Origin of the sequence: Streptomyces sp. NPDC006879 (genome assembly GCF_042869595.1) — a bacterium.
In the GTDB taxonomy this organism is placed as follows: domain Bacteria; phylum Actinomycetota; class Actinomycetes; order Streptomycetales; family Streptomycetaceae; genus Streptomyces.
Map to the genome: position 1 here is coordinate 14288 of NZ_JBIAGC010000046.1, position 14053 is coordinate 28340.

Below are 14053 nucleotides of genomic sequence, written 5' to 3' on the forward strand. Positions count from 1 at the left end.
CCCCCTCGTTGCACCGGGGTGCGCTTACTGGACGACCGTGATCCGGCCGGTGGCCGGCGGCGCGATCGGGTTCTGCGCGGAGGAGTTCTTCGTCAGGTAGGCGTTGAAGACGTCCAGGTCGGAGGCGCCCACCAGCTTGTTCCTGTGCTCCTTCAGGACGGTGAAGCCGTCACCGCCGCCAGCGAGGAACTCGTTCATGGCGACACGGTAGGTGCGCGCCGGGTCCAGCGCCTGGCCGTTCAGCTTCACCGAGTCCACGACGATCCGGTCGGCACCCGACTTGGTCAGGTCCAGCGTGTAGGTGAAGCCCTTGGAGACCTGGAGGATCTTCGGGTTGGCCTCGTTGACGGAGCCGGTCACTTGCTGCTGAAGCGCGGTGATCAGCTGCGCACCGGTCAGGTCCACGATGTTCATCATGTTGGTGAACGGCTGGACGGTGAAGGCCTCCCCGTAGGTCACCACACCGTCACCCTCGGCGCCACTGGCCTCGAAGGCCAGGTCGGAACGGATCCCGCCCGGGTTCATCAGGGCCAGCTGCGCGCCGCCCTTGTCCGCCGGGGACAGCGCCTCAAGCTGCGCGTCCGCGATCAGGTTGCCGAGCGGCTTCTCCGGCGCGGAGGAACCACGACCGTTGATGTCGGCGGAGATGTAGCCCTGCGGGCGGTTGGCGACCGGTGCGGCCAGCGAGTTCCAGCGGTCGATCAGCGACGTCATGTCGGCGGCCTTCGGCTGGTCACGGTCGACCACGTGGTTGGCGGCCTTGACCCGGCTGCGGACGATGTCCCCGCTCCAACGGTCGTACTTGAGCGTGGTGTCGGTGTAGAGCCGGCCGAGGGAGGCGGCCGAGGTCACCGTACGCGGGTTACCGGCGGGGTCCGGGATGGTGCACGCGTACGCCTTGTGGGTGTGGCCGGTGACCAGCGCATCCACCTTCGGCGTGATGTTCTTCGCGATGTCGACGATCGCACCGGAGATGCCGGCCCCGGCACCCGGGGTGTCGCAGTCGTAGTTGTACGCGCCGGAGGCGGGCAGACCGCCCTCGTGGATCAGCGCGACGATGGACTTCACGCCCTGGCGGTTGAGCTCCCGGGCGTACTTGTTGATCGTCTCGACCTCGTCGTGGAACTTCAGACCCTTGACGCCCTCGGCCGTGACCACGTCCGGAGTGCCCTCCAGGGTCACGCCGATGAAGCCGATCTTGATGCCGTTCTTCTTCCACACGGTGTACGGCTTGAGGATCGGACGCTTGGTCCGCTCGTCCGTCACATTGGCCGCGAGGTAGGGGAAGTCCGCGCCGCCGAACCGCTTGGGCCAGCCCCAGCGGGTCTTCTCGTAGCAGCCTTCCTTCGGGTGGCAGCCGCCGTACTGCATGCGCAGCAACTCGGCTCGACCCTCGTCGAACTCGTGGTTGCCCACCGAGGTGACGTCGAGGTCCATCTTGTTCATGGCCTCGATGGACGGCTCGTCGTGGAAGAGCCCCGACAGCATCGGGCTGCCGCCGATCATGTCACCGGCCGCCGCGGTGATGGAGTAGCGGTGGCCCTCGCGTGCCTTGCGCAGGCTGGAGGCCAGGTACTCGACGCCACCGGCCGGTATGGACTTGGTGGTCCCGTCGGCCTGCTCCTCGACGATGGTGCCCGAAGAGCCCTGCGGCGGCTCCAGGGTGCCGTGCAGGTCGTTGAAGGACAGCAGCTGGACGTCGACGGTCCGGTTCCACCATCCGTACCCGTGGGAGCCGGTGGACGAGCGGTGCGCACCGCTGTCGGCTCCGGCCGGGAGGGCGGCGGCGACCAGCGCGCCAGCGGTGGCCGTCACGGCCACCGCGGTGAGGGTCAACCGGTGGGCTCTGCGGAGCCGTTGCGGTGTCGCTGACATGTGTTCCCCTTCGCAGACAGCGATACGTGAGTGAGACGTGTCCGTGGTTTCAGATCCGAACCCGCGGGTAATCGCGAGCGCAGCCTACGGTCAACGCGCGTAGCACGACAGGGGGTATCGGGTTACGACCCGGTTGCGGCCAGGTGAGCGCCCTTGTCCGCACCACCACAGCCGTCCGCCCAACGCCCCTCCCACGACACCCAGTGGACGTACCGACAGCCACCAGATCGGGCCAAGCAGGAAGAACCAGCCACATACCGCCTGTACAGGGCGTTTCGGAGCCCTGGGGCGCACCGCGTCTGACGCAGCGTGCTGACCCGCCGGAGAGGGTGGGACAGCCTTTAGGCTCGTTCCCATGACTGACGCAGCAGCGGCTCTGGAACCCGGACGCCAGATTCAGATCCTCGACGAGCTGTCACAGGATCAGGTGGCGGCGGTTCAGGGGCTGATCGAAGAGGCCGCACGTACCGACGGCACCCCGTCGGTCTCCGAACAGGGCCGGCTGCAATTGCGCGGCGGACGCCGCCCCGGCATCCGGCACCTGCTCCTCACCGACCACGGGCGCCTCGCCGGATACGCACAACTGGAGGACACCGATCCGGTAGAGGCGCCGGCCGCCGAGCTGGTCGTGCACCCGGCGCTCCGTGGACGTGGACACGGACGCGCCCTCGGCAGCGCCCTCCTCGCCACCTCCGGCAAGCGGCTGCGGGTATGGGCACACGGCGGGAAGTCCGCCGCCAGGCACCTGGCCCAAGTGCTGGGCCTCACTCTCTTCCGCGAACTGCGCCAGCTCCGGCGCCCCTTGACTGATGGTGAGCCGCTCCCCGAGGGGGCCTACCCGGCCGGAGTCACCGTGCGCACCTTCGTGCCGGGCCAGGACGACGCCTCCTGGCTCGCCGTGAACGCCGCGGCCTTCGCCCACCACCCGGAACAGGGCGCCCTGACCCAGCGCGACCTCGACGACCGGAAGGCCGAACCCTGGTTCGACCCCAAGGGCTTCTTCCTCGCCGAGCGCGAGGGACGCCTCGTCGGCTTCCACTGGACCAAGGTCCACGCCGAGCAGCAACTGGGCGAGGTGTACGTGGTCGGCGTCCTCCCCGGGGAGCAGGGCGGCGGTCTCGGCAAGGCCCTCACCGCCACCGGCCTGCTCCACCTGCGTTCCCTGGGCCTGCCCACGGCGATGCTGTACGTGGACACCGACAACACGGCCGCCCTCGCCGTGTACGAGCGCATGGGCTTCGTCACCCACGAGGTCGACCTGATGTACCGCACCGAGTCCTGAAGCCCGGCCCGGGGGCGGGCACCCTCCCCCGGGCTCGGCCAGCAGGGCGGACCAGCCGGTTCCGGACCGGCCCTGAGGTACCTGGCTCGGCTTCCTCTCGGCCACGTCGTATTCACCCCGCATTCAACGATGCTTGCCACGCTCGCGGAATGCAGCCCGTCGCAGAACCGTCGCCGCGCAACGGACTCCGTCTGACCTCGGCGCCCTCCGACGCGCCTGTACTGCCCCGTGCGCGGAACAATGGGAGTATGAGCCAGCAGCCCAGCGCAGAGGTCCCGGTCCAGCACATGCAGCCCTCCTTGGGCTCCATAGCCGCCCACCGCCCGCATACCGTCTCCGCCGCGGTGTCCGACCTGGAGCCGGACATCGACGCGGACCTCGACGGGTACGAGGAGGGCTACGACGCGGACGGCACGGCCGGCGAACTGCCCTCGGGCCGTTTCCTCGACCGGGAGCGGAGCTGGCTCGCCTTCAACGAGCGCGTCCTGGAGCTCGCCGAGGACCCGACGACCCCGCTACTCGAACGGGCCAACTTCCTGGCGATCTTCGCCAGCAACCTCGACGAGTTCTTCATGGTCCGGGTGGCCGGCCTCAAGCGGCGCATCGCCACCGGTGTGGCCACCCGCTCCGCCTCCGGGCTCCAGCCCCGCGAAGTGCTCGACCTGATCTGGACCCGCTCCCGCGAGCTCATGGCCCGGCACGCCGCCTGCTTCCAACAGGACGTCTCCCCCGCCCTCGCGGAGGAGGGCATCCACCTCATCCGCTGGCCGGACCTCACCGAGAAGGAGCAGGCCCGCCTGTTCACGCTGTTCCGGCAGCAGATCTTCCCGGTGCTCACGCCGCTGGCCGTGGACCCCGCGCACCCCTTCCCCTACATCTCGGGGCTCTCACTCAACCTCGCCGTGGTCGTCCGCAACCCGGTGAGCGGCCACCGCCACTTCGCCCGGGTCAAGGTGCCGCCGCTGCTCTCCCGTTTCCTGGAGGCCTCCCCGCAGCGCTACGTCCCCCTGGAGGACGTCATCGCCGCCCACCTGGAGGAACTCTTCCCCGGGATGGAGATCCTCGCCCACCACATGTTCCGGGTGACCCGCAACGAGGACCTGGAGGTCGAGGAGGACGACGCCGAGAACCTGCTCCAGGCACTGGAGAAGGAACTCATGCGGCGCCGTTTCGGCCCGCCGGTGCGGCTGGAGGTCGAGGAGTCCATCGACCCTGGCATCCTCGACCTGCTCGTACAGGAGCTGAAGGTCTCAGCCGCAGAGGTCTACCCGCTGCCCGGCCCGCTGGACCTCACCGGCCTCTTCGGCATCTCCTCACTGGACCGGCCCGAGCTGAAGTACCCCAAGTTCATCGCCGGCACCCACCGCGACCTGGCCGAGGTCGAGTCGGCCTCGGCCCCGGACGTGTTCGCGGCGCTACGGGAACGGGACGTGCTGCTGCACCACCCGTACGACTCCTTCTCCACTTCCGTACAGGCCTTCCTGGAGCAGGCCGCGGCAGACCCCGACGTGTTGGCGATCAAGCAGACCCTGTACCGGACCTCGGGCGACTCCCCGATCGTGGACGCCCTGATAGACGCCGCGGAGTCGGGCAAGCAGGTACTGGTCCTCGTCGAGATCAAGGCGCGCTTCGACGAACAGGCCAACATCAAGTGGGCGCGCAAGCTGGAGGAGTCCGGCTGTCACGTCGTGTACGGGCTGGTGGGCCTGAAGACCCACTGCAAGCTCTCGCTGGTGGTCCGCCAGGAAGGCGAGACCCTGCGGCGCTACTCGCACGTGGGCACCGGCAACTACCACCCGAAGACGGCCCGTCTCTACGAGGACCTGGGGCTGCTCACCGCGGACCAGCAGGTCGGCGCTGACCTGTCCGACCTGTTCAACCGGCTCTCCGGCTACTCCCGCCGGGAAACCTACCGGCGGCTGCTGGTCGCTCCGAAGTCACTCCGGGACGGGCTGATAGCCCGGATCAACAAGGAGGCCCAGCACCACCGCGCCGGCCGCCCGGCCTACGTCCGGATCAAGGTCAACTCGATCGTCGACGAAGCGATCATCGACTCCCTCTACCGGGCCTCCCAGGCGGGCGTGCCGGTGGACATCTGGGTGCGGGGCATCTGCGCGGTGCGGCCCGGAGTGACCGGCCTCTCGGAGAACATCCGGGTACGTTCCGTGTTGGGGCGCTTCCTCGAACACTCCCGGGTGTTCGCCTTCGGCAACGGAGGCGAGCCGGAGGTGTGGATCGGCAGCGCCGACATGATGCACCGCAACCTCGACCGACGGATCGAGGCACTGGTCAGGGTCTCGGACCCGGCTCACCGCACGGCGATCGACCGCATGCTGGAGACCGGCATGTCCGACTCCAGCTCCTCCTGGCACCTGGGCCCGGACGGGGAATGGACACGGCACAGCACGGACGCGGACGGAGAGCCGCTGCGGCACGTACAGGAGATGCTCATTGACGCCCGGAGGCGCCGGCGTGGCTCAGCGAAACCATGAGGGGGAAACCGCTGGGGACCTCCTCGGCGACTACCTGCGGAACCAGGCGATGCGCTTCCTGCGCGGACTGCGCCTGCACGAGTGCAGCGGCGCTGACGCGGCGGAGGCATCGGACGCGTCGGAGGTCATGCGCGGGGCCTCGCGCAGGATCAGCGGCGCCCTCCTGACCTTCCGCCCGGTGACCGACCCGCCCTGGGCCGACGGCCTGCGCACCGAGCTGATCTGGGTGTCCGGCGTCCTGGCCGACGAACACGCCTACGCCTCCCGGCTGGCCCGCCTCCTGGAGGCCCTCCACCGGCTCTCCGGCTCCGCCGCGCCGCAGATCCCGGCGGCCCGTGGGGCAGCCGGCCCCCGGGGCGGCCTCGCGCTGGGCGCCGCCCGGGCCGCCGCCCTCCTGGACCGTCAGCTGACCCTCGCCAGGACCAGGGCGCATTCGGCCACCCTCCAGGCGTTCGGATCCGCCCGCTTCCACGCGGTGGCCGACGCCGTGGCCGTACTGGCCTCCGAGGTACAGGTGGACCCCGTCGCCGCGCGCGGCGACGTGCACCAGGTACTGGTGCCACTCGCCTCCGTCGCCGAATCGCGCCTGGCGGAGGCCGTCTGCCGGCTGCCGGAGCCCTCCCGGATCCACGACGAGGCCCAGGACGCGTTCTGGCACACGGTCCGTCGGCTCCTGCGCACCCACCGCTACGCCCTTGAGGTCCTGGGCGAGGACGTCACCCGGCTGGCCACGGCCGGCGAAGCCCTGGACCGGCACCGCGATGCCGCGGAGGCGGCTTCCGCTTCGGCGCTCGCGGCGCGTACGCCCCGGATCGCGCCGGCGACGGCCTACGCCCTGGGCGTGCTCCACGCTGACCAGCGCCACGAGGTGGAGGCTGCCCGGCTGGCCTTCCAGCACGTGTGGCAGCGGTCCGCGGTTCGTACGTAACGTTGCCGGTGGGTCCGGTGCACTCCGGACCCACCGGCCGGTAGTGGCTGAAATTCGACTCTTGGCATCTCGGGTCCCGCCAGCCGGCCATCCCAAGGGAAACCTCCCCGCAGGCCCGCGCGACCAGGGGCGCGCAACAGATCGTTCGCACCGGACCGACCGCCGCGGTTCACCATCCGTTCACTCACCCCCGTTGGCCGCTTCACCTGATCTGCCTAATTTCGACAGTGCCCGGAGCGAGTCGGCCACAGGTCGCTTCCCCTCCGTGCCATCCGACGTACGAATACTTCGCACGCCGCCCACGACGCAGACCCGGCGGCTCCTGGAAGGAACACCCGAAAGTGAAGCTTCAGAGCAAGAACCGGCTTCGCGCCTCCGCTCTCGGCGCCCTCGTCGTGTCCGGCGCCCTGGTCCTCACGGCGTGCGGCTCGGACGACAACAGCACCCCGAGCAAGGACGGCAGCACGAAGGCGGCTGCTCCGGTGGACAACGCGATGTGCGAGGGCGCCAAGGGCCAGCTCCTGGCCTCCGGCTCCTCGGCGCAGAAGAACGCCGTCGACGAGTGGATCAAGGCCTACATGGCCTCCTGCCCCGGCGTCGAGGTCAACTACAAGTCCTCCTCCTCGGGCGAGGGCATCGTGGCCTTCAACCAGGGCACCGTCGGCTTCGCCGGCTCCGACTCCGCCCTGAAGCCCGCCGAGGTCGAGGACTCCAAGAAGGTCTGCAAGGACGGCCAGGGCATCAACCTGCCGATGGTCGGTGGCCCGATCGCCATCGGCTACAACCTGAACGGCGTGGACAACCTGGTCCTCGACGCCCCCACCCTCGCCAAGATCTTCAACTCGAAGATCAAGAAGTGGGACGACGAGGCGATCAAGAAGCTGAACCCGGGCGTCACGCTCCCCTCCACAGCCATCCAGGCCTTCCACCGCTCCGAGGACTCGGGCACCACACAGAACCTGGGCAAGTACCTGAGCAAGACGGCCACCGCCGACTGGCCGTACGAGCCCGAGAAGAAGTGGCCGGCCCCGGGTGGCCAGGCCGCCTCCGGCTCCGCCGGTGTCGCCGCCCAGGTCAAGCAGACCGACGGCGCGATCGGCTACTTCGAGCTCTCCTACGCCACCTCCCAGGACATCAAGACCGTCGCCCTCAACACGGGCGCCGCGGCTGCGGTCCCGGCCACCTCGGAGAACGCCTCCAAGGCCATCGCCGCAGCCAAGATCGAGGGCACCGGCAAGGACCTCGCCCTCAAGCTCGACTACACCACCAAGGCCGACGGTGCCTACCCGATCGTCCTGGTGACGTACGAGATCGTCTGCGACAAGGGCAACAAGGCCGAGACGCTCGACACCGTCAAGTCCTTCCTGAACTACACCTCCAGCGAAGCCGGCCAGAAGCTCCTCACGGACAAGGGCTACGCCCCCATCCCGGCCGAGATCAACGCCAAGGTCCGCGAGACCGTCGCCTCGCTCTCCTAAAGCAACAAACCCCCGGCGGCCGAGCCGGTGACACACCAGCTCGGCCGCCGGACTCCGGTGCACCGCCGCCAGGGGGCCCGTCCCCCACCACAGACCGGAAAGATCATGGCTTCCACCACATCCACGCACATACCGCCGGCTCCGCCGGTCACCGGTAAGAGCAAGTCGACCGGCCGCGCCGGCGACAAGATCTTCCTGGGCCTCTCCCGCGGCTCGGGAATCCTGCTCCTGGTGATCATGGCGTCGATCGCCGCCTTCCTGACCTACCGCGCCGCCCTCGCCCTGTCCAAGAACGAGGGCAACTTCTTCACCACCTTCGACTGGAACGCCGCGGGCGACCCTCCGGTCTTCGGCATCGCGGTCCTCCTCTTCGGCACGGTCGTCAGCTCGATCATCGCGATGGCCATCGCGGTACCGATCGCTGTCGGCATCGCCCTGTTCATCTCCCACTACGCGCCGCGCAAGCTGGCCGCCCCCCTCGCCTACGTCGTGGACCTGCTCGCCGCGGTCCCCTCGATCGTCTACGGCATCTGGGGCGCCCTCTTCCTGGTGCCGTACCTGGGTGGCCTCAACCTCTGGCTGGACCAGTTCTTCGGCTGGACGTACGTCTTCGAGAAAACCGAGGTAGGCGTCGCCCGCTCGCTGTTCACGGTCGGCATCCTGCTCGCGATCATGATCCTGCCGATCGTCACCAGCGTCAGCCGCGAGGTCTTCCTCCAGGTCCCCCGGATGAACGAGGAAGCCGCCCTCGCCCTCGGCGCCACCCGCTGGGAGGTCATCCGGATGTCCGTACTGCCGTTCGGCCGCTCCGGCGTCATCTCGGCCTCGATGCTCGGCCTCGGCCGCGCCCTCGGCGAGACGATGGCCGTGGCCACCGTGCTCTCGCCGAGCTTCCTGATCTCCTTCCACCTGCTGAACCCCGGCGGTGGCACCTTCGCGCAGAACATCGCCGCGAAGTTCGACGAGGCCAACGAGTACGGACGTGACGCACTGATCGCCTCCGGCCTCGTCCTCTTCGTCCTCACCCTGCTGGTCAACGGCGCGGCCCGCCTGATCATCGCGCGCCGCAAGGAGTACTCGGGGGCGAACGCCTGATGAGCCACGCGATCCAGGACAAGCGCCCCGCCACGCCGCGCAACTCCGCCTCCACTCTCACCCGCGGCGGTCTGCCCCGCTGGGCCCCGGCCGGCATCGCCGCCCTCTCCGTCGCCCTCGGCATCGGCATCGGCATCGCCGCCGACCTGCACAGCCGTGTGCAGTGGGGGCTGCTCGCGGCCCTGCTGTTCGTCGCGATCACCTACGGTGCCAGCGCCGTGATAGAGAACCGCCGACAGGCCAAGGACCGCATCGCCACCAGCGTCGTCTGGGTGTGCTTCGTCCTTGCCGTCATCCCGCTGCTCTCACTGATCTGGACCACGGTCAGCCGCGGTGTGAAAGCCCTCGACGGCGACTTCCTGACGCACTCGATGGGCGGGGTCACGACCACCGACACCGGTGGTGGCGTCTACCACGCACTGCTCGGCACCCTGGAGCAGGTGGGCCTCGCCACCCTGATCGCGGCCCCCATCGGGCTGCTGACCGCCGTCTACCTCGTCGAGTACGGCAAGGGCGCCCTCGCCAAGGCCGTGACCTTCTTCGTGGACGTCATGACCGGCATCCCCTCCATCGTCGCGGGTCTGTTCATCCTCACGACCTGGAACCTGATGCTCGGCTTCGGGCCCTCCGGCTTCGCCGGCGCACTGGCCCTGTCGATCCTGATGATGCCCGTGGTGGTCCGCTCCACCGAGGAGATGCTCAAGCTGGTCCCGAACGAGCTGCGCGAGGCCTCCCTCGCCCTCGGCGTGCCGAAGTGGCGCACGATCTTGAAGGTCGTACTGCCCACGGCTATCGGTGGCATCTCCACCGGTGTCATGCTGGCCGTCGCCCGTATCGCCGGCGAGACCGCACCGATCATGCTGCTGGTCTTCGGCTCCCAGCTGATCAACAACAACCCCTTCGAAGGTGCCCAGTCCTCGCTCCCCTACTACATCTGGGAGCAGTACAAGGCCGGAACCACGCAGTCCTACGACCGCGCCTGGGCCGGTGCCCTGGTCCTGATCGCCTTCGTCATGATCCTCAACCTGGTGGCCCGCGGCATCGCCCGCTGGAAAGCCCCGAAGACCGGCCGCTAAAGCCACGACTTCGTGGCTCCGCCACCCGGCGGCCACAGAAAGAGCAGTGATTCCCATGGCCAAGCGAATCGACGTCAGCGGCCTCTCCGCCTTCTACGGAACCCACAAGGCCATCGACGACATCTCAATGACCGTCGAGCCTCGCTCCGTGACCGCCTTCATCGGGCCGTCCGGCTGCGGCAAGTCCACCTTCCTGCGCACCCTGAACCGGATGCACGAGGTCACCCCCGGTGGGCGCGTCGAGGGCAAGGTCCTCCTGGACGACGAGAACCTCTACGCCTCCAACGTCGACCCGGTGGCGGTCCGCCGCACCGTCGGCATGGTCTTCCAGCGCCCCAACCCCTTCCCCACCATGTCGATCTTCGACAACGTGGCGGCGGGCCTGCGCCTGAACGGCTCCTACAAGAAGAACGAGCTCGCCGAGATCGTCGAGCGCTCCCTTCAGGGCGCCAACCTGTGGAACGAGGTCAAGGACCGCCTCAACAAGCCCGGCTCCGGCCTGTCCGGCGGCCAGCAGCAGCGACTGTGCATCGCCCGCGCCATCGCGGTCGAACCCCAGGTGCTGCTGATGGACGAGCCCTGCTCGGCGCTCGACCCGATCTCCACCCTGGCCATCGAGGACCTCATCGGTGAGCTCAAGGAGCGCTTCACCATCGTCATCGTGACGCACAACATGCAGCAGGCCGCCCGCGTCTCCGACCGCACGGCCTTCTTCAACCTCGCCGCGGTCGGTCAGCCCGGCAAGCTCATCGAGATCGACGACACGGACCGGATCTTCTCCAATCCGTCCGTCCAGGCCACCGAGGACTACATCTCGGGCCGCTTCGGATAGGACCGAAGCCACACAGACGTCCTGCGGTGCTGCATGGCGGTGCCACCGCAAGGCGAAGGGCCCGCCCCCTGGGAAGGGGGCGGGCCCGCTTCTTTGCACCCCCGCACAAGCGGTGTGACCCAGGTCACTACAACCATGCGACCCGCTGACGGGTCCCCTGTATGTCAAGACCATGACCCACGGGGGGGATTGCCTTGCACGGGAGCGCCTGCGCCCCGACCACGCCGACCAGCGCGGTCGCACCGTGCATGCCCACCGGTCCCCTTCCCCGCCACGGAACCGATCCGGTCGCACACCGCCCGCGAAGGCGCCTGGCCATGCACGGGCCGACGCCCCTTCGCGTGGGCGGCGCCCCCTGCAGAGGCCACCCGTCGCCCCCTGCTCACGCCGGCTCGGCCGTCACATCGGGCCCGACCGACGCCACCGACCTCGGCCACCCCACGGCGGGACGAGTCCTCACCCGCCCCCGGCTTGGAGAAACGCACCCATGCACCAGCGCAACCTGCTCGTGGCCGCCACCTGTGCGGCCACCGTCCTCGCCCTCACCGGCGCGACGACGGCCACCGGAGCGAACATCACCTCCGCGGCCCCCTCCAGCGGCTCCGCCGACTTCAACGGCGACGGCTACCCCGACCTCGTGATCAGCGCCCACACCGCCACCGTCGCCGGCATCGACTCAGCCGGCATGCTCACCGTCCAGTACGGATCGCCCACCGGCTTCGGCAAGGCCACCTTCATCACCCGTGACACCCCGGGGATTCCGGGCGCGCCTGAAAAGGGAGACGATTTCGGACGGGTGATCGGCCACGGCGACGTGGACGGCGACGGCTACGACGACCTCGTGGTGAACGCCAGTCCCATGGCCAGCAGCGGCAACACCCAGAACCACAGCGGCAGCCTGGTGCTGCGCGGCAGCAAGGAGGGCCTGACCGGTCGCTTCACCAGCTTCCTGTCGGGCGGACCGCTCTCGACCCGGATACCTCACCGCTTCTCCGCGGACGCCATCGCCGACGTGACCGGCGACGGGATCGCCGACGTCCTCAGCCGCGGCGTCAAGGACGGCAAGGCAGGACTGCTGGTCTTCAAGGGTCCGCTCGACCGGGCGACCAACGAACCGGCCTCAGTGAGCTTCCAGCCGTTCGAAGAAATGGGCAGCTACGGCAGCGCCTTCCTCTACACCGAGGACATGACCGGCGACGGCATCACCGACGTGGTGGCCCTGTCCTACGGCAAGGGGGTCCTCCTCAAGGGCTCCGCTTCGGGACTCAGCCCGGCCGGCCCGGTAAGGGGCTGGGAGAGCGGAGCCTTCGGCGATCTGAACAAGGACGGTTACAAGGACTTCGTGAGCGGTGACGCCGGAGCCTTCAACACCGCCGACGGCGGCCGGATCCACGTCACGTACGGCGGCCCGAAGGGCGTCAGCACCACGATCGCCCCCGCCACGTACACCCAGGACAGCCCCGGCGTACCGGGGCTGTCCGAGACCGGCGACCGCTGGGGCCGAGCCGTCGCGGTCGGGGACACCAACGGCGACGGTTACGCCGACATCGTCATCGGCGCGCCCTTCGAGACGGGGTCGGACGAGGAGGCACCCAACTCTGGTGCCATCACCATCCTGCGCGGCAGCGCGAAGGGAGTCACCAGCACCGGAGCACAGAGCTTCAGCCAGAACTCCAAGGGAGTACCCAGCACTTCCGAGCGCAAGGACCTCTTCGGCTCGCAGCTGAGCGTGATCGACAGCGACAGGGACGGCAAGCCCGAGGTCTATGTCGGCGGCTACGGCGAGGACGGCCTCCGGGGCCGGGTGTGGAAGTTCTTGACCACCACCTCCGGAGTCACCGGGACCGGATCCACCAGCTTCAACCTGACCACCCTCGGTGGCCCGGCCGGCAAGTCGCGGTTCGGGCAGTACTTCGGGGGGTGATACTCCGCCCACGACGGCGCCCCCACCGACCAGTGGGGGCGCCGTCGTGGACGGAGACGGGGGCGGGCTCAGCCGAAGGCGAGGTTGATCGCCCAGAAGCTGAGCGCGGCGACCAGGGCCGCCGCCGGCATGGTGATGAACCAGCCGAGGATGATGTTCTTGGCGACGCCCCAACGCACGGCGTTGACCCGCTTGGTCGCTCCCACGCCCATGATCGCCGAGGTGATCACATGGGTGGTGGAGATCGGCGCTTGGAAGAGGAAGGCCGAGCCGAACATGATCGAGGCTCCGGTGGTCTCGGCGGCGAACCCCTGCGGGGGGTCCAACTCGATGATCTTCCGTCCCAGGGTGCGCATGATGCGCCACCCACCGGCGTAGGTACCCAGTGACAGCATCACGGCGCAGGCGATCTTGACCCACACCGGAATCGGATCCCCAGGCCCCTCGACATCGGCGATGACCAGCGCCATCACCACCACGCCCATGGTCTTCTGCGCGTCCTGGAGGCCGTGCCCGAGCGCCATGGCCGCGGCGGACACCGTCTGCGCGATCCGGAAGCCGCGCTTGGCCCGGTGCGGGTTGGTCCTCCGGAACATCCACAGGATCGCGACCATCACCAGATAGCCGACGATCAGGCCGACCACCGGTGAGACGAACATCGGGATGACGACCTTGTCCAGCACCCCCGACCAGATGACCTCCGTACCACCGGCCAGGGCCGCGCCGACCATGCCACCGAACAGGGCGTGCGAGGAGGAGGAGGGAAGACCGAAGTACCAGGTGATCAGGTTCCAGACGATGGCGCCGGTCAACGCGGCGAAGAGGATCCCCATGCCGCGGGCCCCCTCGGGGGTGGCGATCAGCCCTTCACTCACGGTCTTGGCGACGCTGCTGCCCAGGAAGGCGCCCGCGAGGTTCATGACCGCGGCCATCGCCAGTGCGGCCCTCGGGGTCAGCGCCCGCGTGGAGACCGAGGTGGCGATGGCGTTCGCCGAGTCGTGGAAGCCGTTGGTGTACGTGAAGCCGAGCGCGACACCAATGGTCACGATCAGCGCGAAGGTCTCCACAGCG

10 protein-coding genes are annotated in these 14053 nt (G+C 69.0%); 8 read left to right on the top strand and 2 right to left on the bottom strand.

Annotation, left to right across the window (positions count from 1 at the left end):
• Positions 1-24: 24 nt before the first annotated feature.
• A complete protein-coding gene (locus ACFYMC_RS25135; protein WP_388529119.1) occupies positions 25-1875 on the bottom strand; it encodes a bifunctional metallophosphatase/5'-nucleotidase in 1851 nt (616 codons plus the stop codon).
• Between the two features lie 355 nt (positions 1876-2230).
• On the opposite strand from ACFYMC_RS25135, the gene mshD reads away from it, so the two are divergent.
• From mshD to ACFYMC_RS25175, 8 genes are all read left to right on the top strand, one after another.
• A complete protein-coding gene (gene mshD, locus ACFYMC_RS25140) occupies positions 2231-3157 on the top strand; it encodes a mycothiol synthase (protein WP_388529121.1) in 927 nt (308 codons plus the stop codon).
• Positions 3158-3405: 248 nt separating this feature from the next.
• Positions 3406-5649, top strand: a complete 2244-nt coding sequence (locus ACFYMC_RS25145; protein WP_388529123.1) for an RNA degradosome polyphosphate kinase — start codon at positions 3406-3408, stop codon at positions 5647-5649.
• Positions 5630-6577: a CHAD domain-containing protein gene (locus tag ACFYMC_RS25150; RefSeq protein ID WP_388529124.1), complete on the top strand. Its 948-nt coding sequence runs from the start codon at positions 5630-5632 to the stop codon at positions 6575-6577. Before ACFYMC_RS25145 ends, ACFYMC_RS25150 begins: the two co-directional genes overlap by 20 nt.
• Positions 6578-6918: 341 nt before the next feature.
• Positions 6919-8055 carry a phosphate ABC transporter substrate-binding protein PstS gene (gene pstS, locus ACFYMC_RS25155; RefSeq protein ID WP_388529125.1) on the top strand — a complete coding sequence of 379 codons (1137 nt, stop codon included), beginning with the start codon at positions 6919-6921 and terminating at the stop codon, positions 8053-8055.
• A 105-nt stretch (positions 8056-8160) separates the two neighbouring features.
• Positions 8161-9150, top strand: coding sequence for a phosphate ABC transporter permease subunit PstC (gene pstC, locus ACFYMC_RS25160; RefSeq protein ID WP_388529126.1), 990 nt, complete (start codon positions 8161-8163; stop codon positions 9148-9150).
• Positions 9150-10226: a phosphate ABC transporter permease PstA gene (gene pstA, locus ACFYMC_RS25165; protein WP_388529128.1), complete on the top strand. Its 1077-nt coding sequence runs from the start codon at positions 9150-9152 to the stop codon at positions 10224-10226. The genes pstC and pstA overlap by 1 nt, the downstream gene beginning before the upstream one ends.
• 55 nt (positions 10227-10281) lie before the next feature.
• Entirely contained in the window at positions 10282-11058 is a 777-nt protein-coding gene (gene pstB, locus ACFYMC_RS25170) for a phosphate ABC transporter ATP-binding protein PstB (protein ID WP_388529130.1), read from the top strand.
• A 487-nt stretch (positions 11059-11545) separates the two neighbouring features.
• Positions 11546-12982: an FG-GAP-like repeat-containing protein gene (locus tag ACFYMC_RS25175; RefSeq protein WP_388529132.1), complete on the top strand. Its 1437-nt coding sequence runs from the start codon at positions 11546-11548 to the stop codon at positions 12980-12982.
• 68 nt (positions 12983-13050) lie between these two features.
• Here the strand turns inward: ACFYMC_RS25175 and ACFYMC_RS25180 are convergent, their stop codons facing one another.
• Complete coding sequence (locus tag ACFYMC_RS25180; protein WP_388529134.1) at positions 13051-14049, bottom strand: anion permease; 999 nt, start codon at positions 14047-14049, stop codon at positions 13051-13053.
• Between the last annotated feature and the right edge of the window lie 4 nt (positions 14050-14053).